Below are 26,096 nucleotides of genomic sequence, written 5' to 3' on the forward strand. Positions count from 1 at the left end.
AACTCATACCTGCGTGAACAAACATGTCTTCACGGGTTCCCTCGACCATATTCGTCATCGGTGGAACGGGCGCACAGGGATTGCCCGTCATCCGGGCGCTCGTCGCCGACGGCAAATATGCCGTGCGCGCCTTGAGCCGAGATCCTGAATCGCGAAGGGCCATCGAACTCTCCACTCTGGGGAACGTCTCGATCGTGAAGGGCACGTTTGCCGATGAAGCGGTTCTGCGTGACGGTTTTCGTAATTGCAACGCAGCGTATATCAATCTCGATGGATTCAACACCGGCGAGAAGACTGAGATTTATTGGGCCATCCGATGCTATGAAATAGCCATCGAAGAAGGTGTCAAGTTCTTCGTATATGGAAACCTCGATTACGCGCTCAAAAGGTCCGGATACGATTCCCGGTTTCGGACAGGCCACTATGATGGCAAAGGCCGCGTAGGGGAATGGATTCTGTTCCAGAACCTGACAAACCGGGACCGGATGGGCGCCGCGCTGCTTACGACCGGCCCGTATATGGAGATGGCCATCTCGGCAATGACACCGATGACGCCGTCCGTGGAAAACGGCGTCGTTACATGGCGGGTGCCGCTCGGCGACGGCGCCGTCCCGCATGTAGCGCTTGAGGACTGCGGGTACTACGCACGTTGGCTTTTCGACAATCCGGAGCGTGCGAATGGCATGAATCTCGAGGTCGCGATCGATCATGTCGAGTATGCGAAGCTTGCCGAGGCGTTCGAAGCCGTGACCGGACATCCCGCGCAATATATCGATACCGACCTCGAAGCATACTGGAGCGGACCGCTCAAAGCCGCGGCCGATTTGCCTTCCGGATATAACGCCGATCTCCGCGACAAAAGTACGATGAGCTTCCGCGAAAACTTCACCGGCTTCTGGAATCTGTGGAAGTACGGGATCGTCAAGAGAGACTACGCATTGCTCGACGAAATTCATCCTGGGCGAATCAGGACGGTCGAACAATGGCTCAGGCGCGAGGACCAGTTGGGACGAGCACTGGGCAACGGAGGCCTCTGGGAAAGGGTTCAGCCTGAAAATCTGCTCAGGTCGCCGCCTGTCTTGAAGCTGTCCGAAGACAAGAGGAAGGGCGCGTTATAAGTTCCTCGCGAACGTCTGGTTCAACTGCAAAACGCCTCACTACTTGCTACGCGCTTTCTCACGCTGCGATGCCGGCGAAGATCGTCGACGCTCAACGTCCGAAGCTGTCGCCAAGGCGGCCGACGCGGAACGGCATGCCAATGTCCGGACATGGCCGATAGTGTTGAAAAAAACGGAAACTCTCCTGGACGTTGCGTATCCTCTGATGTGGGCGATCGATACGGTAACGTACACGAGAAAACCATGAAAACCACACGCGCACTGCTACTCGCCGCCGCGCTGCTTGCCGGGTGCCAGACTGCCACGCAGCAACGAGCAAATCACATGTCCGCAGTCATCAAACAGGCTGTCACACAAATGAAAGATTGCGCTGCCGAGGCGTACAACAGTCCTCAGGCGGCACCGATACGCGCTCGACGCCCGATGGACCCAGCCGACGCGACACTGGCACAGCTAAATAGCGCCGACCATGCAACACCGGACGAGATTAAATCCCTGTACGCAGTTCACGACATGATCCAGCCGTGCCGCAAGGCAACTGCGGACGAGCTGATGACGGTCACGCCTACGGTAGTACCTATCCTGCTGGGCAGTTATCAGGAAGGCGATACGGCGCTGCTGTCGCTAATTAACCAGCAAACGACGTGGGGGCAGTACCTTCAGGATCAGCAACGCGAGGAAAACGCCAGTAAGGCCAAGCTGATCGCCGAATTGAATCGTATCCAGAGCGATCTACAGCAGTCGTATCAGGCTGAGATGCAGCAGCGCGCGCAGGCCGCACAGGCGATGGCAAATTACCTTCAGACACAACAGGCTATCAACGCGATGAATCGACCTGTGTACACGAACTGCACGAGCTTCAGCAACACGACCAACTGCCTGACGCACTGACATGTCCGACAGCGGGAACGACCGTTGTATGGACGCACCTGACGCTCAAATGTCCACCCGAGAACTCGATCGAATGCCGGGAGATGGCCGACCAGAGCCCCACGCCCGTGCGCGGCGATCGTCACGGGCGTGCTCGCGATGCAAAAGGCGTGACCCGACCCTGAGCGGTCTGCCAGCCTCAGAGAATCGAGCGGCCGGTTTGTGCACTCGACCGGCCGCATAGACCAGATCAGAACTGGTACCCGACACGGAGGTCGCCCTGCTGCGCCGATGCATGCGTGGTATTGATCAAGGTGTCGTAGCTGAGCGAGACATCGAGGTTTTTCAGCGGATGCAACGTCACGCTTGCGCCCGCCGTGAGATATCCGCGCGGAAAGTTCGTTCCCGGCGCAACGAACCCCGTGCCGTCGTGCGCCGCCACGTTAATCGAGCGATTCGTGTCGAGCAGCTCGTGTGCGTAGCCCAGGCGCAGTTCCGCATTGACCGGCCTCAGTGCATCGCCGAATGCCCGGTCGACTGTCACACCCACATACGGTTGCAGGCTGCGTACGTTATCCGTGCCGACGTTCAGATCCTGCCCGCCAGCGCCGCTTTCGCCAAAACCATTCGCATGGAAGTACGCATAGCGCACCCCGGCGCGTGGCGTCACCGTCACGCTACCGAACGTCATCGGCAGGCTCGCCTGGGCGCCCGTGCTGAACTCCTGGCCCATATGATCGCCTTCTGCCGTGGTGGCGGCGCCGAACGGCCGCTTCTGCGACAGGAAGTCGAGCCCCGCACCCAAGGTGGCGGCAAGGTTCACCGGTCCGACATTGCGGGTACCGTAAAGCGCCGCACGTAGCGTATCGGTCGTGCCGGAATCGCCCGTGTTCTGCTCGTTGATGTCCGTGTGGTCGTAGCCAATCGCCACGCCTGCCGTGCTCGCGCCGAAGCGCTTTTCGAGGCCCGCGAGGAAACCAAAGCGGTTGGTCTGGAAGCCTGGTTCGCCGTTCGTGCTGCCGACCTTCGTCCGGCTCCCCGTCGCGCTGATCCAGCCATAGGGCTGAGCGGCCGTAGCCCGCGAGACCTGGCCCATACGATCGAGCAGCGCCGCGCCCTGCGTCTGTGCGCCGAAAATGGCCGACGTGCCCACGGCGGTGTAGATGCTGGTGTTGGTCGGCGCGATCACCAACGGGTCCGCCGGTGTGGAGGTCGCATTCAGCACGAGATCGACCGCATTGGCATCGTAGTTGAGCGACGGCGTCAGCGCGCCGAGGTTCGATGCGCCGGTGCTCGTGACGCTGGCGAACTTGCCACTGATGCTGTTTGCCGACACCAGCGTGTAGGTCTTCGCCGAGTAGGCGCCCGGATCGTACGTAATCGCCAGCGTGCCAGCGAGCGCCGCGCTGCCGCCCACCTTCAGCTGCGAGGCCTGCGTCGGGTTGACCTCGATCGCAAGCGTCGCGTTGCTGGCCTGCGCGTAGTTTCCGCTTACAGTCAGCGTGCCGATCGAGCCGCCCGGCATCACGACGCCCTGGTTGCTCACGTCGCCCGCCACCGTACCATGACCGCGCAGCGTACCCGCTGCATCAACGGAGACATTCCCGCCCAACAACGCCGAAGGCGTATTGATGTCGCCCACCTCGAGCAAGCCGGCGTTCACCTCGGTCGTGCCGGTGAACGACGAACTGTTACCGTCCAGGATCAGCGTGCCGCTACCTTGCTTGACAAGCGTACCTGACCCGCTAAACGTACCGGAGAAACTGCCGATCGCGCTGGAGAGCGTCAGCGTTTGGCTGCCGAGCTTCACGCTGCCCATGCCCGAGAGATTCTGGATCGTTGCACCGGCCGCCACTCCCGAGATATCCAGAGTGCCGTTGGCTGTCACGCCGCTCGATTGTGCGATGCTGCCTGTCCCCGACAGGAGTAAGGCGCTTCCGGCATCGATGGTCGTCACACCCGCGTAGGTATTCGTTCCCGACAGCGTTTCATTGCTGCCCGACAGCGTAAGACCACCGGCTCCCGATATCACGCCGCCGAACGACCCGGAACCCGTTAGCACCAACCCGACAGTACCCACCGAGACAGAACCTGTCCCCGACAGGCCGCCCATCGACCCAGAAATCTGGAGATTGCCGAAATTGACGACATTGCCTAGCGCAATATTGTTCCCACTCGACAGGATGAGCGTTGCAGCGTTGCCGATTGTCGTCGTACCCGTGTAGGTGCTCACGTTCGTCAGGGTTTCGGTACCCGCGCCAATCGTTAGACCGCCGGTGCCGGAGATCACGCCGGAGAAGGTGCCGTTGGCGTTCGAGAGCATCAGGGTCTGGCCGCCCAGTACGACGTTTCCGCTGCCCGACAGGCTCTGGATCGATGTACCGCTGGTACTGGAAATATCCAGCGTGCCGCTGTCGGCGACGCTGGAATGTGCCACGCTGCCGGTACCGGATAATGCGAGGGTCGCGCCGCCGTTGATGTTCGTACTGCCGGTGTACGTATTCGTGGCCGACAGCGTGAGCGTACCGCCGCTTTGCTCGACCGAGCCACTTCCTGAAATGGCGCCGCTAAACGTTACGTTGTCCGAGCGATTGAATGCGAGCGCTCCATTGTTGGCCACGCTACCCGAGAGCGATCCGCTTACGCCACCATTGCCGACCTGGAGCGTACCGCTGCTGATCGTCGTACCGCCTGTATAGGCGTTCGTACCCGAGAGCGTCAGCGTGCCTGTGCCGCTTTGCGTAACGGAACCGCCACCGGAGATACTTCCGCCATAACTCGAGTCGGTCGACTGTCCGAAAATCAGTGCACTGCTATCGGTGATGTTGCCAGTCAGGTTCGACGTATCACCCGTCAGATCAAGCGTGCCGCTGGTGATCGTCGTCGTACCTGAATAAGCGTTTGCGCCCGAGAGCGTCAGCGTGCCCGTGCCGCTTTGCGTGACCGAACCGCTGCCGGAAATGACGCCGCTATAACTCGAATTGGCCGACTGTCCGAAAATCAGCGCACCGCGATTGGCAATGTTGCCCGTCAAGCTCGCGGTGTCACCCATCAGTTTCAGCGTGCCACCGCTGATCGTCGTCGTGCCTGCGTAGGTATTGGCGCCGGAAAGCGTCAGCATGCCGGTGCCGCTTTGCGTTACCGAACCACTGCCGGAAATTGTTCCAGAAAACGTCCAGTTGTCCGAGTGATTGAACGCCAGCGCACCGTTATCCATCACGTTACCTGCGAGCGATGCGCCCGCGCTGCCGTTTCCAATCTCCAACGTCCCGCCCGCAGCGATGGTTGTACCGCCCGTGTAGGTGTTATTGCCCGTCAGGATCGTCGTGCCGCTACCGTTCTGGCTCACCCTGCCAGTTCCGCTGATGTTGGCCGAGATCGTGGACGTATCCGTCTGGTTGAAATTGATCTGGCCATTGTTCACGACGCTGCTCAGTCCGGTGATCGTGCCGGCCGTCGTGTCATTGACCGTGGCATCGCCGAGGTTGAACGTCCCGTTGCTATTGATGGTGAACGATGCGCCGGTGAGGTTCAGCGTGCTGCCACCACCCAGATTGAATATGCCCGCGCCGCCTGCGCCGGCATTGCCAAAGGTACCGGAACCGCCTGCATACCCACCAAGGACGAGCGATCCCGTAACGTTGACGGTCGAATTGCCTGTTACGGTCACCGTACCTGTGCCGCCCGTACCGCCGCTGTTGGTTGTCGTTGTGCCCCCGCCACCGCCGTCCCCGCCCAAAAGCAACGTAGTCGCGGAAAGTGTGGCACCACTCTCGATGGTGACCGTCCCAGCACCGCCAGCACCACCCGTACCGCCGCTGGTGCCAACACCACCGCCGCCGCCGCCCACCTGGAAGGTAGTCGCCGAGAGTCTTGCGTTGCTGTCGACGGTGACCGCGCCAGCACCACCCACTCCACCCGCCCCACCCTCACCACCAGAACCGCCTCCCCCGCCGCCCACCAACATACCCGAGGTCAGTGTCAATCCAACCCCGGCACCGGTAACCGAGAGAGAGCCGGCGGTACCTGTGCCACCGTTGCCGCCGTTGCCGCCGCCACCACCGCCGCCGCCCCCGCCGGCACCCACCCCGGCATAGCTATAAACGTTGGATTGGCTCGAGCCAGTAGAAATCGTGTCCGAACTCGGTACTGTCGTGATGGTGCCGACCCCGGTCCCGCTACCGGCATTGCCACCGGTGCCGCTCGATCCGTTGCCGCCGATGACCCCACCGGAATCTCCCCCACCGCCATTGCCGGTGGTGTCACCGCTCCCCCCGGCAGAGCCGCCACCGTTGCCGGCAATGTAGCCAAAATTGGTAGCGAAAGTGCCGAAGTTGCCGCCGCCGCCGCCCCCGAAGCCGCCACCGCCACCGCCACCATAAACTCCGCTACCGCCGCTGCCGCCGCCTCCACCACCGCCGAGCCCGCCACTGCCGCCGGGGTTGCCGCCGCCGCCGGCGCTACCGCCGCTTCCTCCGCTACCGATGAGTAAAGACACCTGGGCGTTGGCCCCCGCCATTGGCACAAACACGCCGCACAGCAGCAAGCCGATGGCCACTACTGTCTTGCTCGATGCCTTGCCGCGTGCGCGAGCCCGCTCCGATGCAACCTGCCACACCCCGTGTGTGGCGTTCCAGACCACCCGGTACGCCTGATTCATTTTATTTTTCTCCGATACCTGCCGCGCACGCCGTTACGCCGCCAAATTCGTTTTAGGAATTCAGAAATCCCCGATTGGCGGACGGTAACGCATGGGCTCGGTCGAGGTAAATACTGCAAATGCAGTAGTCACCCACGCGGCTTCAGCCAGGCTACATCTCGATCAGCGCTCGCATTTCGTGCGGATCGAGCGGTTTGTGCATGACGCGATAGCCACTCGACGAAGCGCCGTTGATGCCCTCGGTCGAGGTATCGCCGGTAATGATGATTGCCGAGATTGCACGCCCGATCGAGTCGGATATCGCCCGAACGACATCGACACCCGTCACGTGCCTCGCCAGCCTGTAATCGGTCACGACCAGTTCCAGCGCACAGCCATGCGACCTGGCTGCCGCGATCGCCTGCTCCAGAGATTGCGCCGCGACAACGGTGTGTCCCCAGGCGCCAAGCAGGGTCTGCATGCTGGCCAGCACGTCGCGATCGTCGTCCACGACCAGGATCGTCTTCTTTGGGCCGCCGGAGACCGCCGGTGCCTGTTGCGCTTGCTCGCCGGTCCCGGATGGACGAATGTGTTGCATGACCGGCAGCCTGATCGAAAAGAGCGAGCCGCGTTCAGGCCGCGAGCGCACCTGGACACTCGCACCGAGCAGGGTGGCCGTTCGCTGCACGATGGCCAGACCGAGCCCCAGGCCCTGTTCCCGATCACGCGCTGCATTGTCGACCTGATAGAACTCCCTGAAGATACTGGGCAGTTGATCGGATGCGATTCCGATGCCTGTGTCGAATACCTGGACCTCTACGTCCGCGCCGCGGCGCCGGCAAGCGACGAGGATGCCTCCATGGTTCGTGTAACGCACCGCGTTCGACACCAGGTTGGTCAGGATATTGCGCAGGAGAACTGCATCGGTATCCAGCCAGATTGCGGTCGGACGAAATCTCAGTGTCAGCCCTTTCGCTGAGGCGGCGCTGAGAAACTGGCTTTCCAGCGCGTCCAGTTCCTGCTGAAGTGGAAAACAGCGCGGCTCGACTTCGATCACCCCCGCATCGAGCCGTGAGACGTCCAGCAATACATTCAGCAACTGGCACATGCCTTTCAACGCCGTCTGCAAGCGTTCGGCGATTTCATCGAGCGCCGCGCGCCCGATGGTCGGCGCCCCGGCCATGGCGCGCAGCGTTGCGATGTAGAGGCCCAATGCATGGGCGGGCTGACGCAGGTCGTGGCTCGCGGCAGCCAGGAATTGCGATTTGCCGCGGTTGGCGATCTCCGCTCGCTCCTTTTGCTCGGTCAGTTGCCGGATCAGGCCAACGTTCTCGAAACGCAACAACACGGCGTCGCGCACCGTCCGTTGCAGGGTCCGGCTGAATGCGATGTTGACTCCCAGCAGGAACAGCGAAAGGAATCCCAGCACGGAAAACAGGGGCGTGCCATACACGAAGGAGCGAATGGCAAACGGCAGCACAGTCGGCGCGGCAAAGCCAAGATAGGTCGGCCACCAGCAGGACAACGAAGCAACCGATCCCCCCGTCATGCCGGCCAGCACAATGCAGATCAGTACTGTCACGACGATGTTGTCCGGCGCAAAGAACAGAATCCCCATGGCGCCCCACAGGCAGCCGGACATGGCCGAGAAAAACATGTATCGCCGCACGCGCCGCATAGCCGTCGCGACAGGGTGCTCAGGCGCTCGACGATCGCGCCACACCATCACGATCCGCATGCCGGTCAGCACATAGATGGCAGTCGCCCACGCCAGCAGATCGCGTCGCAGAACCTCGTTCCACAGCAGAAGTACCGTCAGGCTGACCACGGCGATATTGCCGAAAAGGATAGGCGGCGACTGACGATATAACGTGTTGACCAGCGCCAGGCGCACATTGTCGCCATATTCGTGAGGTATTCTGTTTGCCATTTTGAACACGCGCGTCTGATCTTGTGTAACGTCAGGTTCTCGGGAAACCCGTTACGCCGCACGATGCGCCGCACCGGCGATTGCTCGGCATTGTCGCAAAAGAATGAGGCATCGAGTGGCCTCGGAAAACGGTGAAAGAAAAATGAAAAAAATCGTGCTTGCCGAAGATCACGCCATGATTCGCGACGGTATGAAGCTGCTACTAATGACGAGGAGCAACTGGTGCGTGGTGGGCGAGACGGGAGACGGGCGGATGGTAGGTCAGCTCGTGCGCGATACACAGGCCGACCTGTTATTGCTGGACCTCGATTTGCCAGGCTGCCGGGGCATCGAGCTGGCGCAACAGATCAGGGGCGAATTCCCGCAGACCAGAATTCTGGTCGTGACGGGCAACCAGAGTGCTTCCGAAGTCAGGTCTGCCATGGCGGCTGGCGTGGACGGGTACACGCTCAAACATGAAGACGGCGACGAACTTCTTCATGCGATTTCCCTGGTGCTGTCCGGCATCCGGTATGTGAGCAAGGCGCTCGCGCATGCGCTCGAGATTGCGCACGACAACGCTGCGCAATCGATCACGGCGCGGGAAAGGGAAATCCTCGTGCTGATCGCCAAGGGACTTTCCAGCCGGGACGTCGCCAAGAAACTGGACCTGAGCGTACTGACGGTGCGCAAACACCGGCAGAATCTGATGTCGAAATTGTCGTTGCACAACGTTGCGGAATTGACCGCCTATGCCATCCGGATGGACTGGCCATGACCCCGCCGGTTTTGTGACGAGCACGCGCCAGCCCGCGGGCTCACAGCGATTCGAACAGACTGGTTGGGTGCCCTACGGGACCGGTGCGCGGCAAGATGGCCAGCCGTGGCTCCCATGACATCTTGCCCGCCGACCTGTCGGGCGAAAAAGTGACCACGCTGCGGCGTTACTACGGACCCGACTTCGTGGTTGACGAGAGTCTGTGGGAAGGGTCGGCAGCCGGAGCGCCGTTCGGCATTCCCTGCCACGGACACAAGCTGGGCTGCAGCAGGGTGGCCTGGAACTGCCGGCGGGCTGCGTACAGTCGGTTTCGATTCAGGCAAACGAAACGATGCTCGGCCTTTATCCCTTCCTTGCGCTAATGCCGATGACCGCGGCGCGGAGTGGAGCGCGGTACGCCAGCAATTCTCGCGCTAAAGGGCGCGCGATTTCTGGAAACGGTGCGCCTCTATTACAGCGATACGTCACCCAACCCGGTGCTGACGACGGCACTTGACTGCGTGGCGGCCGTGAAAGTGCGCATTGCGGGATCATTGGCCAAGTGGTGACTTGTGCAGGTGCGCGTGACCAAAGGATGTGTTCAACGACGAAGCTGCAGCATGAAGAACGCTCTGGCTATGCGCATTTTCTGGCGAGGATTTGCAGTTGCAAGGCGGTGAGGCGGCCTTGTGCCGGCAGAAAGTGCGGCGCCGTATCGGCTGTTACGAGTCACCTCTGCTCGACGCTTGCAATGTGGCATCTTTGGACTCGTAGCGAAGGACTGCTTGCTGACCTGAAGAGACATCAGAATGTCTAACCTGTAGTTCTCCGGAACGGCAGGTACTGGCCGTTCGCCGCTAGTTGGTGATGTTGTCGCGTATCGATGCCGGGTCTTTCGGTTCCCAGTACCCACCGCTTCCGTGATACGTTTCCGCGTGCAACCAAAAAGCTTCATCGCAATGCAGGCAGCGAAAATGGTACTCGACGTAGTCGTCCCATGCGGCACCCTCCGCCAGTTTGTCAAACGAGACGGAGACCCAAGGGCTGTTGGGAATCACTTCTATGAGCGTTTTGTCCGCGATGTTCTGCGCTGCTATCTCTATCGCCTTGCGTAATTCGCGAGGATGTCTGATTGCATACCGAACGCAAATGTCTTCGCATCGTGGGCATGCCACAAAAGGCTCCTTCAAGGTTTTCCGCCTTTAACGGGGATGGCCGGACTGATGTCTAGCAAAGGCGATGAACCGAATTGTCGGCGATTCATGCGTCGATGTCGAACGGCCGGTTGTGTGCCGAACTCGGCCGACGGATCACACCCGCCTAGGTCTCATCGAGACACGGCTATTCGTTGTCCACACGACGAATACTTACTACGCGCGCCGGATACTCCTTCATGTGCCGAATCTCAACAGTGTCGCCTACATGGACGGACAGCGTGGTCGGTGTGGATACCGACCGGACTTCCGAATAGATCAATGCGCGTCGTTCCAGTGCGCGAGCGAAACGCGACACGCCAGCCGCAGCCGGGGACTGGAGCGCTGTCGCGCGCACAGACGTACGAGCGGGACATCGGCTGTTTCTTCGCGAACCCTCGCGCCAGGTAGAGGCGGCGATCTGGTGTATCGCACTGAAAAAGCGTTCCGGCCGGCCAGGCGCACATGAAGAGCCGCGCGTGGCCGGAACGGAGCAATCAGCCATCGATCCTGGAGAGGCGGACACCCATAGCGGTGCCTGGTCCATCCGTACTTCAGGCCGCTTTGCGAGCCCGGGTCCGGAGCGCCGGGAACGTCGCGTCGCTGTCGGTCTTGAACGTGTTGTTGAACAGGTTGGTGATAAAGCTGAACGCCGTTTCGGCGACGATGTCCACGACCTGTTCGTCGGTGTAACCCGCAGCACGCACCGCTTCGACATCCGCGTCTTCGATGTGACCGCGCGACGTGGCGACCTTGTAGGCGAACTGCAGCGCGGCGTCGGCCTTGGGATCGGTCGAATGGCCGTCGCGGTTGAGTTCCATGTCTTCCGGCGTCAGACCTTGCAGCTTCGCGCCGAGATACGTGTGCGCCGACAGGCAGTAGTTGCAGCCGTTCACCTCGGCCGTCATCACGTGGATGCGTTCACGGGTCTTGTGACCGAGGCTCTGGCCGAGCGTCCCGTGCATGTCGGCGATCGCCTTCAGGGCATCGGGCGACTGCGAGATCAGGGCGAAGAAGTTCGGAATCACGCCGAGCACTTTTTCGTAGTTCGCGAGGATCGGTTGCGCTTTGGCGGGTGCGGCTTCTTTCGAGGGAATGGGAAGGCGGGCCATGAGATTTCTCCGTTGATCCGAGCCACCGTGGCTTCGGTAGGAGGCATAGTAGGGTCTTCCGTCCAAAACAATAATTGGCTATTTTCGAGAACCGATCTTCCATCAAACGAAAGTATGGCCAGACGGCAAGGATGAGGATTCGACGCAGCGACCACCATCAGGCCTGACCGAGCGCCGACATTGCGGACCGCAAGCGGTCGGCGGCGAAATCGAGAAAGACCCGCATCTTGAGCGGCAACAGTCCGCGCTCACCGTGGATGAGGCTCACCGGAATCGACCCGACATCGAACTTCCTAAGGACGTGGACAAGCGCCCCTGTGCGCAGCGCGGCATCGCAGTGATAGCGGTAGACCCTCGTGAAACCCGTATGGCGAAGCGCGGCCTGTACGGCAGCCTCGGCCGTGGTCACCGACAGCCGCGCATGGATATTGACGTCGAAATCGCGTCTGGTCGCGGGATCGCGGAACCACCAGGCCGTGGTGGACGGGCCGGCAAAGACGACACACGGAAGCCTTTCCAGATCACCGGGGTGTTTCGGTACGCCGTGCGCAGCCAGCAAGTCCGGCGAAGCGCACACCAGCGTCTCCATCGTGCCGACCCGGGTTGCGATCATGTTGCTGTCCGGCAGGGTGCCAATGCGGACCGCCATATCGACGTGGTCGTCGTAGAGATGAAGATTGCGGTCGGAGAGAAGCAGGCGGACATTGATCTCGGGGTAGGCCGCGAGAAAGTCCGTGACGATGGGCAACATGTACATATCGCCAAACAGTACCGGCGCGGTGAGAACCAGTTCGCCGCGTGGGGTGGTGTACTCGCCGGCCGCGGCTCGTTCGACCTCCTCGATGTCTTGCATGATGCGTTTGACCGACCCGACGTAAGCCTCGCCCGCATCGGTCAAGGTCAGCTTGCGTGTCGAACGATGCAGCAATTTCGTGCCGAGGTACGCCTCGAGTTCGGTGACCTTCCGGCTCACGGTCGGCAGCGGCATGTTCAAGGCCTTCGCGGCCGCCGTGAGACTACCTTTTTCGATCGTGAGCAGCACGATCGACATGGCTTCGAGTCTGTCCACCTGACCTTCCATCCAATGAAATGTTGCGGCGAACAGGCAACATAACATCCTTATGAATGAAACATCGGTGGCAATGTGCGTCCCACCGTCGAAAGGCGGCCGGCGCGCGGGCACCGGCGCACCGATGCAGGCCGTTGACCGTTTCCGCCAGCGCATTGGCATACCGGTGAGGTCGACCGCGTTGTGACGTATTCAAGGTCAGGAGCGCGAATCCAGGGTCGATCGAGAAATGTCCGAATGCCGGCGCACAACGGCTATCCGGCATCAAGTCCGTGAGGAGGTGCTCTTGCGCTGTACTGACGGCCCTGCGCTTGCTCCGATGCCCTCCCGTAACCATTGAATCAACTCAAGTACCTCCGGCCTTCGTTCCTGCTTTGCCGTGACGATGTAATTCGCGAGCGGGCTCGCGACCGTACGCCGGTCTAACCGAACGAGTTTGCTTTGCCGCAGCCACGCTGTTGCAAGCGGCAGACGGGCCAACGCGATACCCAATCCTGATTCCGCCGCAGACAGGACCAACGTGTAATCCTCGAAACGTCGGTCATGTGGCCGTCCCTTGAGTGAAACGTCGTGGCCGTGAAACCACGTACGCCAGCCCGTCAGGTCCGAATCGTGGAGCAGAGGATGCGCCAGTAACCCCTCAGGGCCGGTTCGCCTTAGTTCTGCGGCGATGTCAGGATGCGCCACTGGGGAAAGCATTTCCGGCAATAGCAATTCGGCATGCAGGCCTGGCCAGTGCCCCCGGCCATAGCGAATCGCGAGGTCAGCTTCCCCGCCAGAAATGTCCGCGTTACGCGAACCGACATCGAGCTGAATCCTGGGCGGATTCGGGCCGGCTTCGAGCGCGGCAAGCCGCTTGAAGAGCCAGAGCTGCGCGAATGAAGAGACAACGCTCATGCGTACCAGTCTTGCGCTTTGACGTGTACGCCATTGCTCGGCAGCGCCATCGATGATGTCGAATGCCTGTTCCACCTGTCCGACAAAGCGCTGCCCGTCTGGTGTGAGCGTGACTCCGCGACCGTGCCGTTCGAAGAGCGGCACGCCGAGCCAGTTTTCGACAGCAGCAATGCGCCGGCTGATCGCCCCGTGCGTGATGTCGCTGGCCGTGGCTGCTGCACTGAACGATCCTGCGTGAGCGACCAGACAGACAGTTTCGAGGTTAGCAAGCGGCGGCCGGGCCTTCTGGATGTGCTTCAAATTCACACCTCGCTATCGAACTGTGCGCTAGCTTATCAGACAGCCTGCCCCTCAAAATATGGTCTTCCAGCCCCTTTCCTGGCCCGTGGAGACTCCATGAATATCTCGTCGGCTCTCCTAGCCATCCTCATGGCTCTTTTGATCGGCGCGATAAGCCCCGGGCCGAGCTTCGTTCTGGTTGTCAGAAACTCGCTCGGGTTATCGCGTCGGGACGGGCTTGCCACCGCAATGGGAATGGGCGTCGGCGGAGTGTGCTTCAGCGGAGTCGCCCTGGCGGGACTCTATACGCTGTTGAACAGCGTGGAATGGCTATATGGCGGGCTCAAAATTGCCGGCGGCGCCTATCTGCTCTATCTCGCTCTGGGAATCTGGCGCGGATCATCGTCGTCGATTGTGATTGCTGGCAATCGGCCTGAAGCGAAGCCGAACACGGGCAGATCGTTCTGGACGGGGTTGACCACCCAGTTGACCAATCCCAAGACAGCGATTGTCTACGGCAGCATTTTCGCGGCGTTATTGCCGCAGCATCCGCCTTTGTGGTGCTACATCGCGTTGCCGCCGCTTGTCTTTGCCGTCGAGGCGGGGTGGTACGCTACCGTCGCTGTATGTTTTTCGGGTGACGGTCTTCGGCACAGGTACCTGAACGCAAAGATCTGGATAGACCGCTGCGCTTCGGCAGCGATAGCCGCGCTCGGATTGCGCCTGATACTCGCCGTGTATCGACGAACCGATGCTTTGCACTGAGGCAAGCACGGGAACGTTTGGCTGGCAGATGTGCGTCTGCTGTCCGCAGCCAATCGGCCACCGCACGTAGAAGAACCAGCGGCAGAAACTGGCCGTATCTCGACCCATGCGAATCGCTAGATTTAGAGACTCGATCATTGATCGCCGTCGTCGCCCACCGTACCTCCGAGCCGCAGGCGACGATCCTCGATCCAGCCCTCGAAATCCTCCCAGTTATACCCATTCAGCCGCGGCGTGAGCCACCGAGCAAGTCTCATCGTCACTGATTCAGGGGTCGACGTCGAACGTCTCAAACTGGCCGCATCGCCGATTGTCGTCGGTCGTCCCAGGTCACCATCCGTCACGGGTTTTCACGTTGCCAGCCGCCAGACGTTCATTCGAACAGGCCGCAGTCGCGAGACCGCAGCCGGACCTTCCCGACATCGAACGAACAGGAGCAGCGCAATGAACTACGTTCCACCCGCACAGCGCCGGATTGCGGCAGCCACCACATTGTTGGGCAATCCGCCCCAGTACGACCTCAACCCGATCTTTGCCCAGGTTCCGCCGGACGGCTGGGCGCCGCAAGGCTATCAATACACGTTGACCGTCCAGTGGAGCAACGTGCCGGTGCAGGATCTGCCGGACATCACCGTGCGCGCCCACGTGCATTACAGCTGGCAGGACAACGCATGGGTGCGGTTCGGCGGCAATGCCTGGATCTCGGGCGTCAACAACTGGGACACGCCGACGCCGCAGGCCGTGATCAACATGACGCCAGCCACGCCGCCGGACGAGAACTATCACCCCTGATGCGACGTAAGGCGCAGCATCCGGACGGGAGGGGGAGCGCTAGACCGCAAGACATCCCGACCGGCACCGCCATTCCCGCCTTGCCAATCGTCACAGCCGCAGCCGCGCGATCGAGGAAGGTGCCGCGTTCGCGCGGTGCCCCGTCACACGACAGTCAGTCCAATTTCCGAAGTCGTCTCGCTACAGACACGGTCAGGCGACGGTATTTCTGACGGTATACTGCTGTCACTTTGCAACCACGCGTATATAGGCTGGCCGTCTCCAGCCAGACTCAACATAATTGCGCGATGTGGAGCGGATGCTCTCGCTGGAACAGGACGACCGCAAGCCGCTGTAACGCGGTCGTCTACGCCGCCCGGATGCGGCAGCCGTCGCGAGCGGAACCGGTTATCGCGTCTCAACAGCCGGGCAGCAGCAGCCCGGCCGCACCCTCATCTTTCCAAGCCTGAACGCAGCCACCAGCATGCCCAAGGCCATTCCTCCCGACTTGCAGGCAAGCCACGGCAGCGGCCGTGCGCTCGCGCGGCGCTATCCGCGCGGCCTTTACATCGAGCCCCACGCGCACGACTGGGCGCAGGTGCTCTACGCGGTTGCAGGCGTGATGTGGGTGGAAGCCGGCGACGAAGCGCTCATGGTGCCGCCGCAGCGCGCGGTGTGGCTGCCGGCCGGTACCGTGCACGCCATCCGCATGTTGAGCGCTGTCGAAATGCGCAATGTCTATCTGCGCAGCGCTTACGTGCAGCACTTGAGCAACCGGTGCGACGTGTTCGAGGTCAACGGTCTGCTGCGCGAGTTGATCAGCGCCATCGCGGAGCACGAGCAGGATCGCGACGACACCTATCTGGACGCCGCCTTTCGCATGATCGTGCTCGAACTCGAACATGCGCCGCGACACGCGTTGCGCATCCCGCTGCCGGGCGCGCACGCCGACCGCCGGCTTGCGGCACTGTGCGAGGCGGTAATCGCCAATCCGTCCATCGACGTCAGCTTCGAACAGCACGCTGCTCACACCGGAGCGAGCGTGCGGACGCTGGCCCGATTGTTCATGCGCGAACTGGGCGTGGGTTTCGCCGAGTGGCGCCGCCAGGTTCAGCTTGCCGTCGCCGTGTCACGCCTTGCCGAAGGACAGCCGGTGGGCAGCGTGGCGCGCTCGCTCGGCTACCTGCCGGGCAGTTTCAGCGATATGTTTCGCCGCGAACTCGGCGCGCCGCCCACCGGGTTCTACACGCGCGCCACGCTGGCTACCGAAGCGCCTTCGGATAGCGGCGGCGTCAGCGGGGCCGCCAGTGCGTCAGACGGACCGAGCCGCGCCGACGCTCAGGCCGACTGACTGCGGCACCGCGTGGCGCACGGCGCATAGAGCGAAGCGACGTAAGCGCCAGCCGCGACACTTCCCCGCCGAAAACGCCGCACGCCGTCTTGTCCGAAATTCGAAAGCGCTTGTCTACTCGACGGACTGCACGCCACCTACACTTCGGACCGTACGTCGCCCCTGCGCGGCGATGCAATCTCATACAGGAACGGTCGCCATGAAAGCCATCCGATTCAGCACCTTCGGCAGTCCAGACGCGCTCGAATACGTCGACGTGCCCACGCCCGAGCGCGACGGCGATTCGGCCATCGTGAAGATCGTCAGCGCATCGGTGAATCCGAGCGACGTCAAGAACGTGTCCGGCCATTTCGAGCACACCGCTTTGCCGCGCATTCCCGGGCGCGACTTCAGCGGCGTCGTGGTGGACGGGCCGCCGGACTGGATAGGTGTCGACGTCTGGGGCACCGGCGGCGACATCGGCTTCACGCGGGACGGCACCCACGCGCAATTCATCCGCATTCCGGCCGCCGCGCTCTCGCGCAAGCCTGCGAACCTGAGCCACGAAGAAGCATCGGCGATCGGCGTGAATTTCGTCGTGGCCTGGCTCGGCACGGTGGACTACGCGCAACTGCGCGAGGGCGAAACCATCGCCGTGATCGGTGCGGGCGGCGGCGTAGGCGGTGCCGTGACGCAGATCGCCAAGGCGCGCGGCGCTCGCGTGATCGCCGTGGACCGCCATCCGCCGCGCCCGGATTCACCCGCCGGACGGCTGATCGATCACTATGTCCCGCTCGACGCCTCCACCGTCGAAACCGTCAAGACCTTGACCGGCGGCGGCGCGGACGTGGTCTACGACACGGTGGGCGGCGTCGCCTTCGAAACGGCGCTCGGCCTCGTGCGACGGCGCGGCCGCGTGGTCGAAATCAGCGCGACGGGCCGGCGGCGCGTCGAATTCGACCTGATCGACTTCTATCACAACGAGACGCAGCTCTTCGGCGCGGACAGCGCCAAGCTCGGCGTGGCAGAATCCGCGCGGCTCATGAACGCGCTCGTGGACGGTTTCGAAAGCGGCAAGCTGGCGCCGCCCGTCATCGCGGCACGCTTCGGGCTCGACGCCGCGCACGAGGCATACAAGGCCGTGGCCGCGGGTACTGCGGGCCGCGTCGTGATCGCGATGTGACGGAGGCCGGCCATGCTGAAAACCTATCTGGTCTCGCTTGCCGTGGGCGTGCTCGTCGGCGTGATCTACAGCGTGCTCGATGTGAAGTCTCCCGCGCCGCCCGCCGTGGCGCTAGTCGGCCTTTTGGGCATGCTGGGCGGCGAGCATCTGCCCGCGTTCGCCCGTTCGATCGCCGCGCACCTGCTGGGCTAACCGGGTGGAGGAGCGGAGCAGCGGCCGCAAGCAGGGAAAGCGCGGAGGCCTTTTCCATCCGGCCGAGGGGACGGGCGCGTCAGCGTGGCGTAAAATACGCGCTTTCTCCAAATTGCCGCCCACATGACGCTCGCCTCCACCCCCGAGATCATCGCCGAACTGAAAGCAGGCCGGATGGTGATTCTCGTCGACGAAGAAGACCGGGAAAACGAAGGTGACCTCATCATTGCGGCCGACTTCGTTACGCCGGAAGCCATCAATTTCATGGCTCGCTACGGCCGCGGGTTGATCTGCCTCACGCTCACGCAGGAACGCTGCAAGCAGCTGAACCTGCCGCTCATGACGTATCGCAACGGCACCCAGTACGGTACGGCGTTCACGGTCAGCATCGAAGCCGCGGAAGGCGTGACCACCGGCATCTCGGCCGCAGACCGGGCGCGCACCATCGCCGCCGCAGTCGCACACGACGCACGTGCAGACCACATCGTGCAGCCGGGCCACGTGTTCCCCATCATGGCCCAGCCGGGCGGCGTGCTCGTGCGCGCCGGGCACACCGAAGCGGGCTGCGACCTCACGGCGCTCGCGGGGCTCACGCCCGCCTCCGTAATCTGCGAGGTCATCAAGGACGACGGAACGATGGCGCGCCTGCCGGACCTCATCGATTTCGGCAAGGAACACGGCATCAAGATCGGCACGATCGCGGACCTGATCCACTACCGCAGCCGCACCGAATCGATCGTCGAGCGGGTTGCCGAGCGCACCATGCAGACCGCGCACGGCCCCTTCCACGCGGTCATGTACGTCGATCAGCCCACGCGCATGCCGCACATCGCGCTGGTGCGCGGCACACCCAGGCCGGACCAGGACACGCCCGTGCGCGTGCACGAGCCGCTTTCCGTGCTCGACCTGCTGGAAACCGGCGCGTCCACGCACTCGTGGACGCTCGACGCGGCGATGAAGGAAATCGCATCGCGCGAACTCGGCGTCGTCGTGCTGCTCAATTGCGGCGACACCAAGGAACATCTGATCGACGTCTTCAAGGCGTTCGACCAGAAAGAGCGCGCAGAGGCTCTCGCGCGGCGCCCGGTCGACTTCAAGACCTACGGCGTCGGCGCGCAGATCTTGCGCGAACTCGGCGTGGGCCGCATGCAGGTGCTCTCGAAACCGAAGCGGCTCGGCAGCATGTCGGGCTACGGCCTCGAAGTCACCGGTTTCATGCCGATGCCCGGCAGCAAGGAATCGCTGCCGCCCTACCCGCCCGAGACGCCATCGCCGCACGACTGAAACACGCGCGGCCCACTATCCGAAAGCCACCCGGCACTTTCGGGCCTCTCCACGCTCAACCCGACACTACGGACCTCATATGGAAATCGGACAATACCAACCGAATCTCGACGGCGACGGCCTGCGCGTCGGCATCGTGCAGTCGCGCTTCAACGAGCCGGTCTGCAACGGCCTTGCTGACGCGTGCATCGAAGAACTCGAACGCCTCGGCGTAGCCGGCGAAGACGTGCTGCTCGTCACCGTGCCCGGCGCGCTGGAAATTCCGCTCGCACTGCAAAAGCTCGCCGAAAGCGGCCAGTTCGACGCGCTCGTCGCGCTTGGCGCCGTGATCCGCGGCGAGACCTATCACTTCGAGCTCGTCTCGAACGAAAGCGGCGCCGGCATCACGCGCGTCGCGCTCGACTTCGGCATTCCGGTTGCCAACGGCGTGCTCACCACCGACACCGACGAGCAGGCCGTGGCCCGCATGACGGAAAAGGGCCGTGACGCCGCGCGCGTGGCCATCGAGATGGCCAACCTGGCGGTCGCGCTGGAGCAACTCGACGGCGACGACGAAGAAGAGGAAGACGAGGAAGACGAAGAGGAACGGGCATGAAGAGCGCACGCCGACGCTCCCGCGAACTGGCCACGCAGGGGCTGTATCAGTGGCTGCTTTCGGGCGTGCCCGCCGGCGAAATCGATGCACAGTTGCGCGGTTCGCAGGGTTACGACAAAGCCGATCACGAACACCTCGAGGCAATCCTGCACGGGGTGATCCGCGAGTCGGACACGCTTTCCGCCGACATCACGCCCTGCCTCGATCGTCCGATCGAACAGCTCTCGCCGGTCGAACGCGCCGTGCTGCTCGTCGCCACGTATGAGCTCAAGCACCACATCGACGTTCCGTATCGCGTTGTGATCAACGAAGCCGTGGAACTCGCCAAGACGTTCGGCGGCTCGGATGGCTACAAATACGTAAACGGCGTGCTCGACAAGCTCTCGGCGCAACTGCGCCCCGACGAATCGCAGGCCGCGCGCCGCCGCTAAGCCCTGACGTTAAGCCCCGTCGTTACGCCTTAAGCCCGGACCGCTGAAGTCCGAGTCGCCGGGCACCTGCAGGAACTGGAAACACTGTATGAACTCCGTAGCCGAACCGCTGCTGCGGCTTGCCGCCCGCGTCGACGCCATCCAGCCGTTCTATGTGATGGAACTGGCCAAGGAGGCAGCGCTGCTCGAGCAGGCCGGGCGCGACATCATCCACATGGGCATCGGCGAACCCGACTTCACGGCGCCCGAGCCTGTCGTCGAAGCCGCCGCGGCCGCGCTGCGACGCGGCGTGACGCAGTACACGAGCGCACTCGGCATCGCCGCGCTGCGTGAGGCGATTGCCGGCCACTACGAGCAGGCTTTCGGCGTCAGCGTGGACCCGGCGCGCATCGTCGTGACAGCGGGTGCGTCGGCGGCGCTGCTGCTCGCCTGTGCGGCACTGGTCGATCGCGACGACGAAGTGCTGATGCCCGACCCGTGCTACCCCTGCAACCGGCACTTCGTGGCCGCGGCGGAAGGCAAGCCGGTGCTGGTGCCGAGTGGTCCGGCCGAACGCTTCCAACTGACGGCAGACGACGTCGAGCGCCTGTGGACCTCGCGCACGCGCGGCGTGCTGCTGGCGTCGCCGTCGAACCCGACGGGCACCTCCATCGAGCCGGCCGAGCTCGATCGCATCGTCAAGGCGGTGCGGGCGCGCGGCGGCTTCACGATCGTCGACGAGATCTACCAGGGCCTCAGCTATGGCGCGCGGCCGGTCTCGGCGCTGACGTTCGGCGACGACGTCATCACGGTCAACAGTTTCTCGAAGTACTTCAACATGACCGGCTGGCGACTTGGCTGGCTCGTGGTGCCGCCCACGCTCGTGAGCGCCTTTGAGAAACTTGCGCAGAACCTGTTCATCTGCGCCTCGGCGCTCGCACAGCATGCGGCACTCGCCTGCTTCGAGCCCGACACGCTCGCTATCTATGAAGCCCGGCGGCTCGAATTCCAGGCACGGCGCGACTACATCGTGCCGGCCCTGGCGTCGCTCGGGTTCTCAGTGCCGGTGATGCCCGACGGGGCGTTTTATGTCTACGCCGACTGCACGGACGTGCCTCATCCCGCAGCCGGCGACAGTGACGCACTGACGAAAGCAATGCTCCATGACGCCGGCGTCGTACTCGTGCCGGGCATGGACTTCGGCACGAACGAGCCGCGCCGCTACATTCGCCTCTCCTACGCGACGGCGCAGGCGAAGCTCGAGGAAGCGGTACAGCGGTTGCGGGTACTGTTCGAGCGCACGGGGCGCTGAGCGCCCCATCGAAGACAAAGCGAGCGGCACCCCAAACGCCGCGTCAACGAAAAAGGGCACCGCGAGGTGCCCTTTCTGTTTTTCGCCTGTTTCCGTCGGGCCATCGGCCAACGACAGTCCCGTCTTCTTCGCTTCGCCTGAGTCGGCTCGGGCGCTCCAGCGAACGCGTCAGGCGCCCATCTCAGACGACGGATGTTTCTGCGCGCTCGTGCTGGCGTCGTCTTGAGCCGGCACGTGCGCCGTTGCCGCAGCAGCCTTGTCCGAGAGCGGATGCGCGCCATCGAGCGTTACCTGCACACGCTTGGCCGAGGCGACCGTGGTCTGCGACTGCTGCGCCGGAGCGGCCGCCGTCGTGGGCGCCTGGGGCGCGTTAATCGGCACCTTCACGCCGCGCGCCACGTCGCGCAGACGACTGCGCTCGGCGATCACCTTCGCGCCGTAGCCGCCGTCGTCCTGCGTCGATGACCCGACGTACAGCCGCAGGCCGCCCGCGAGCGAACCGCCGCGTGCAATGCAGTCCTTGAGAACCAGCGCGCCGACCTTGATGTTCGCGAGCGGGTCGAGCGCGGCGCTCTTGCCGCCGAAATACTGGAACTTGTCGGAATGGACTTTCGACATGACCTGCATGAGGCCCTGCGCCCCGACGCCGCTCTCGGCATACGGGTTGAAGCCGGATTCGATCGCCATCACGGCCAGCAGCAGGAGCGGATCGAGACCGACTTCACGACCAGTGTCGAATGCCGCCTTCACCAGTTCGCCAACGGGCTCCTGGGCCACGCGATAGCGGCGCGACAGATACGTCGCGACGAGCGCCTGTTCGCGCACGGAAACGAGCACGCGGTTATCCCGCGCATCGGCGGCCACGCGTTGCGACGGGATCATCCGGGCGAGTTCGCCGACGCTCGGCAACGAACGCGGATCGAGGCCGTTCAACGTGACGGACGCAAACGGCGAGGACGTGGCTGCGGCGCTGTTGCTGTCGCCCGCAACGCCCGACATCGATACGGGCGCCACGCCGCCTGCCACGACCGCGGAATTGCTTGCCGTGGAGGCCAGCGAGTCGTCCGACACACCGCTACGAGCGCCCGGCGGCGCAAACGACGGCAGCGGATTGCCTTGCAACAGCCGCGCCGGTCCAGCCTGAACGGCCGCCGACACGAACGGCATGACGCGGGCCGCGAATGTACCGCGCCAGCTGGGCATCAGCCAGAGCGCGAGCGCGAACAGGACGGCCATGCCGCCTACCACGCTGAAGAGATGGTGACTCAAACGCGTCCCACGGCGCAGAACGGCACGCAAACCTTGCGTGATGCGTTCAGCGAACCGTTCGTCGGGACGCCACGTTAACCAGGTGTTCATTCGGATCTCCCATGTTGCATGACCCGGTGAACGTGTCGGCAAGCCGACGTACAGCCATTCGAAGGGTCAAAGACGCCACGCGCTCTGGTTGGTGCGGTAGCGTCGGGAAACGGCAGGTGCGCCGTACGGGGAGTCATCCACAAAAGTCGGGCGGCATGTGTCGAAGACATGCGCGCAGTGACTCCCACGCGAAAAGCCGGCGTCACGTGGCGCCGGCGAGGACAACAAATCTAGACCGTTCAGTAGCCGTGCAGGGGTCGGCAAACGGTGACGCGTTGCGTCTGAAGGACCGGGGGCGATGGTAAAGAATTCAAGCCCTGCAACCAATGTCGAGCGATTCTAGCAGGGTTTTATAGATCGTCAACACTATAGCCCGTCACAACTATAACTAAATGTAATAATGAACGCTGTTCAGCGCGTGGAGAACCGCTCACTGAGCGCGTTTCCGGCCCATCGCGATTTCCGCCGCCAACGTGCGGCGGGTAACGCAGGTAAAATCGACAACCGTTTTGGACGCCGGGAACGCACCCTGTCGTCCGTCTGTTTCGCTCACCTCTTCGGCCTCGCCGCACTCGCGCGGCCTTGACCCATCCGAATGAAATACAAAGACCTGCGCGACTTCATCAGCCGCCTCGAGACGCTCGGCGAACTACGCCGCATCGCCCAGCCCGTGTCGCCCGTGCTGGAAATGACCGAGCTATGCGACCGTGTGCTCCGGGCCGGCGGCCCCGCGCTGCTGTTCGAGCATCGCGGTCAGCATGGGTTCCCGGTGCTCGGCAACCTGTTCGGCACGCCGCGGCGCGTGGCGCTCGGCATGGGCGTCGACGCGTCGGAGTCCGATGGCGAAGGTGCCGCGCTGGAGTCGCTGCGCGACGTGGGCCGGTTGCTCTCGACCCTCAAGGAACCCGAACCGCCACGCGGCCTCAAGGACGCGGGCAAGCTCTTCACGCTCGCCAAGGCCGTGTGGGACATGGCGCCGAAGACGGTTGGCTCGCCGCCCTGCCAGGAAATCGTCTGGGAAGGCGCGGACGTCGACCTCGGAAGGTTACCTGTCCAGACCTGCTGGCCCGGCGACGCAGGGCCGCTCGTCACGTGGGGGCTCACCGTCACGCGTGGGCCGAACAAGGTGCGACAAAATCTGGGCATCTACCGGCAGCAGTTGATCGGACGCAACAAGCTCATCATGCGATGGCTCGCGCACCGCGGCGGCGCGCTGGACTTTCGTGAGTTCGCGCTGCGCAACCCGGGCAAGCCATATCCCGTCGCGGTCGTACTCGGCGCAGACCCGGCCACCATCCTGGGCGCGGTGACGCCGGTGCCGGACACGCTCTCCGAGTACCAGTTCGCGGGACTGCTGCGCGGTGCCCGTACCGAACTTGCGTCGTGCCTCACGCCGGGCGTCGATACGCTGCAGGTGCCGGCGCGCGCCGAGATCGTGCTCGAAGGCTTCATCTACCCGCAAGATCCGCACGTGACTCCCGAGACACCGCACGGTGCGCCGCCGCGTCCGTCGAAAGGCGCCGCTGCCGCGTATGAATACGCACTGGAAGGCCCCTACGGCGACCACACCGGCTACTACAACGAACAGGAGTGGTTCCCGGTGTTCACCGTGGAGCGCATTACGATGCGCCGCGACGCGATCTATCACTCCACCTACACAGGCAAGCCGCCCGACGAACCGGCCGTGCTGGGCGTCGCGCTCAACGAAGTCTTCGTGCCGCTGCTACAGAAGCAGTTCCCCGAGATCACCGACTTCTACCTGCCGCCCGAAGGCTGCAGCTACCGCATGGCCATCGTGCAGATGAAGAAGAGCTACCCGGGCCATGCCAAGCGGGTGATGTTCGGCGTCTGGAGCTTCTTGCGGCAGTTCATGTATACGAAGTTCATCGTCGTGGTGGACGAAGACGTGAACATCCGCGACTGGAAGGAAGTGATCTGGGCCATCACGACGCGCATCGACCCCGCGCGCGACACGGTGCTCGTGGAGAACACGCCCATCGACTATCTCGACTTCGCGTCGCCCGTGGCAGGCCTCGGTTCGAAGATGGGCCTCGACGCCACGAACAAATGGCCCGGCGAAACCAACCGGGAATGGGGTCGCCCGATCGTGATGGAGAGCGCGGTCAAGGCGCGCATCGATCGCCTGTGGGACGAACTCGGACTCGGAGGCGGCTAAAAAAGCGACGGTCGCGTGACGGCGGCACAGTCACGTGCAGACCGCTTTCGCGACTGGCCGCGCATTCCTGTACGCGAGTCGTCACAACAAATCAGAAACTGGAGTTTGTTCGCGCATGCCCGCCCTCTCGATGTTCTCGGACGGTTTCTTTCTCTCGCTGTCGCTGTGCCTCGACATTGGACTCGTCAACGTAGCGATGATCTCGCTCACGTTGACACACGGCTTCAAGCCGGGATTCTGGCTAGGCCTCGGCTCCTGCCTGGGTGATCTGATCTACGCCGCGCTTGCGCTCGCGGGCATGGCCGCGCTTCTGCAGTTCGCGCCGGTACGGTGGGTGGTCTGGATAGGCGGCGGCGCCATTCTGCTGTTCCTCACATGGAAGATGGCGCGAGAGGCCGTCAACCCCGCCGTGGCGCCCGCGGTGGCCGGCGAAGCAGATGCCAGTACCCCGCACCTCAGCCCCTCGCGCGGCTTCACGCGCGGGGCATTGCTCGCCCTCTCGTCGCCGACTGCGATTCTGTGGTTCGCCGCGGTGGGCGGCGCGCTCATCGCAAAGTCCGGCGCAACGAACGCCAGCGGCGCCGCGGTGTTTCTCAGCGGCTTTTTCCTGGGCGGCCTCGCGTGGACGCTGTTTCTCTGCAGCCTCGCGAGCCACGGCCGCAAACGGGCGGGGCCCGGGTTGCTGCGCGCATGCCACGTTCTTTCCGCGCTGCTCTTTGCGTACTTCTCGTGGAGCGTGATCGTGAACGGATATCACGACCTCATCGTGCATCACGCGCAGAACAACGGCGTGCTGTAAACGCAGAACGGCGCAACGGGGCGGGAAGCCTCACGTTGCGCCGTTCGTATCAGCGCGCCATCGATACGGTTACAAGA

Annotated in this window: 20 protein-coding genes; 14 read left to right on the top strand and 6 right to left on the bottom strand. The window is 63.1% G+C overall.

Going from position 1 to position 26,096, the window contains the following annotated elements; translation table 11 throughout:
- Nucleotides 1-23 precede the first annotated feature (23 nt).
- Nucleotides 24-1,118 (top strand): NmrA family NAD(P)-binding protein, encoded by a 1,095-nt coding sequence (locus PXJ20_RS08285; protein ID WP_026121600.1) that lies wholly within the window; start codon nt 24-26, stop codon nt 1,116-1,118.
- Between the two features lie 243 nt (nt 1,119-1,361).
- A complete protein-coding gene (locus PXJ20_RS08290) occupies nt 1,362-2,009 on the top strand; it encodes a hypothetical protein (protein WP_421029741.1) in 648 nt (215 codons plus the stop codon).
- A gap of 229 nt (nt 2,010-2,238) precedes the next feature.
- Here PXJ20_RS08290 and PXJ20_RS08295 read toward each other — a convergent pair whose 3' ends face one another.
- Together PXJ20_RS08295 and PXJ20_RS08300 are read right to left on the bottom strand one after the other, a co-directional pair.
- Nucleotides 2,239-6,648 (bottom strand): autotransporter domain-containing protein, encoded by a 4,410-nt coding sequence (locus PXJ20_RS08295; protein WP_421029742.1) that lies wholly within the window; start codon nt 6,646-6,648, stop codon nt 2,239-2,241.
- Nucleotides 6,649-6,799: 151 nt separating this feature from the next.
- Nucleotides 6,800-8,557, bottom strand: a complete 1,758-nt coding sequence (locus tag PXJ20_RS08300) for a hybrid sensor histidine kinase/response regulator (protein WP_421030943.1) — start codon at nt 8,555-8,557, stop codon at nt 6,800-6,802.
- 142 nt (nt 8,558-8,699) lie between these two features.
- Here PXJ20_RS08300 and PXJ20_RS08305 point away from each other — a divergent pair, with 142 nt between their 5' ends.
- On the top strand, nt 8,700-9,314 hold the full coding sequence (locus PXJ20_RS08305; RefSeq protein WP_421029743.1) for a response regulator: 615 nt from the start codon (nt 8,700-8,702) through the stop codon (nt 9,312-9,314).
- Nucleotides 9,315-11,040: 1,726 nt separating this feature from the next.
- On the opposite strand, the gene PXJ20_RS08310 is transcribed toward PXJ20_RS08305, so the two are convergent.
- From PXJ20_RS08310 to PXJ20_RS08320, 3 genes are all read right to left on the bottom strand, one after another.
- On the bottom strand, nt 11,041-11,598 hold the full coding sequence (locus tag PXJ20_RS08310) for a carboxymuconolactone decarboxylase family protein (protein WP_421029744.1): 558 nt from the start codon (nt 11,596-11,598) through the stop codon (nt 11,041-11,043).
- Between the two features lie 157 nt (nt 11,599-11,755).
- Nucleotides 11,756-12,667 (bottom strand): LysR family transcriptional regulator, encoded by a 912-nt coding sequence (locus PXJ20_RS08315; RefSeq protein ID WP_413212404.1) that lies wholly within the window; start codon nt 12,665-12,667, stop codon nt 11,756-11,758.
- A 264-nt stretch (nt 12,668-12,931) separates the two neighbouring features.
- Nucleotides 12,932-13,864, bottom strand: coding sequence for a LysR substrate-binding domain-containing protein (locus PXJ20_RS08320; RefSeq protein WP_421029745.1), 933 nt, complete (start codon nt 13,862-13,864; stop codon nt 12,932-12,934).
- 96 nt (nt 13,865-13,960) lie between these two features.
- Here PXJ20_RS08320 and PXJ20_RS08325 point away from each other — a divergent pair, with 96 nt between their 5' ends.
- The 9 genes from PXJ20_RS08325 (at nt 13,961) to PXJ20_RS08365 (ending at nt 21,685) form a co-directional block, all read left to right on the top strand.
- On the top strand, nt 13,961-14,608 hold the full coding sequence (locus PXJ20_RS08325; protein ID WP_421029746.1) for a LysE family translocator: 648 nt from the start codon (nt 13,961-13,963) through the stop codon (nt 14,606-14,608).
- Between the two features lie 444 nt (nt 14,609-15,052).
- A complete protein-coding gene (locus PXJ20_RS08330; protein WP_126877961.1) occupies nt 15,053-15,400 on the top strand; it encodes a hypothetical protein in 348 nt (115 codons plus the stop codon).
- A 463-nt stretch (nt 15,401-15,863) separates the two neighbouring features.
- Nucleotides 15,864-16,730 carry an AraC family transcriptional regulator gene (locus PXJ20_RS08335; protein WP_421029747.1) on the top strand — a complete coding sequence of 289 codons (867 nt, stop codon included), beginning with the start codon at nt 15,864-15,866 and terminating at the stop codon, nt 16,728-16,730.
- A gap of 199 nt (nt 16,731-16,929) precedes the next feature.
- Entirely contained in the window at nt 16,930-17,892 is a 963-nt protein-coding gene (locus tag PXJ20_RS08340; RefSeq protein ID WP_277596756.1) for a quinone oxidoreductase family protein, read from the top strand.
- A gap of 12 nt (nt 17,893-17,904) precedes the next feature.
- Entirely contained in the window at nt 17,905-18,084 is a 180-nt protein-coding gene (locus PXJ20_RS08345) for a DUF1427 family protein (protein WP_017774469.1), read from the top strand.
- Between the two features lie 123 nt (nt 18,085-18,207).
- The gene (gene ribBA / locus PXJ20_RS08350; protein ID WP_017774468.1) at nt 18,208-19,368 is read left to right on the top strand and encodes a bifunctional 3,4-dihydroxy-2-butanone-4-phosphate synthase/GTP cyclohydrolase II; all 1,161 of its coding nucleotides are present in this window, start codon (nt 18,208-18,210) and stop codon (nt 19,366-19,368) included.
- Between the two features lie 79 nt (nt 19,369-19,447).
- Nucleotides 19,448-19,963: a 6,7-dimethyl-8-ribityllumazine synthase gene (gene ribH, locus PXJ20_RS08355; RefSeq protein WP_421029748.1), complete on the top strand. Its 516-nt coding sequence runs from the start codon at nt 19,448-19,450 to the stop codon at nt 19,961-19,963.
- Nucleotides 19,960-20,394, top strand: a complete 435-nt coding sequence (gene nusB, locus PXJ20_RS08360; protein ID WP_017774466.1) for a transcription antitermination factor NusB — start codon at nt 19,960-19,962, stop codon at nt 20,392-20,394. The genes ribH and nusB overlap by 4 nt, the downstream gene beginning before the upstream one ends.
- An 88-nt stretch (nt 20,395-20,482) precedes the next feature.
- The gene (locus tag PXJ20_RS08365; RefSeq protein ID WP_413212409.1) at nt 20,483-21,685 is read left to right on the top strand and encodes a pyridoxal phosphate-dependent aminotransferase; all 1,203 of its coding nucleotides are present in this window, start codon (nt 20,483-20,485) and stop codon (nt 21,683-21,685) included.
- A 168-nt stretch (nt 21,686-21,853) separates the two neighbouring features.
- Here the strand turns inward: PXJ20_RS08365 and PXJ20_RS08370 are convergent, their stop codons facing one another.
- Complete coding sequence (locus PXJ20_RS08370; protein WP_017774464.1) at nt 21,854-23,044, bottom strand: lytic transglycosylase domain-containing protein; 1,191 nt, start codon at nt 23,042-23,044, stop codon at nt 21,854-21,856.
- A 595-nt stretch (nt 23,045-23,639) separates the two neighbouring features.
- Between PXJ20_RS08370 and PXJ20_RS08375 the strand changes: the two genes are divergently transcribed.
- Nucleotides 23,640-25,220, top strand: coding sequence for a UbiD family decarboxylase (locus tag PXJ20_RS08375; RefSeq protein ID WP_421029749.1), 1,581 nt, complete (start codon nt 23,640-23,642; stop codon nt 25,218-25,220).
- A 115-nt stretch (nt 25,221-25,335) separates the two neighbouring features.
- Entirely contained in the window at nt 25,336-26,019 is a 684-nt protein-coding gene (locus PXJ20_RS08380) for a LysE family translocator (protein ID WP_421029750.1), read from the top strand.
- Nucleotides 26,020-26,096: the final 77 nt, after the last annotated feature.

The sequence above is a fragment of the Paraburkholderia sp. A1RI_3L genome (genome assembly GCF_048957895.1).
Lineage (GTDB): Bacteria > Pseudomonadota > Gammaproteobacteria > Burkholderiales > Burkholderiaceae > Paraburkholderia > Paraburkholderia kururiensis.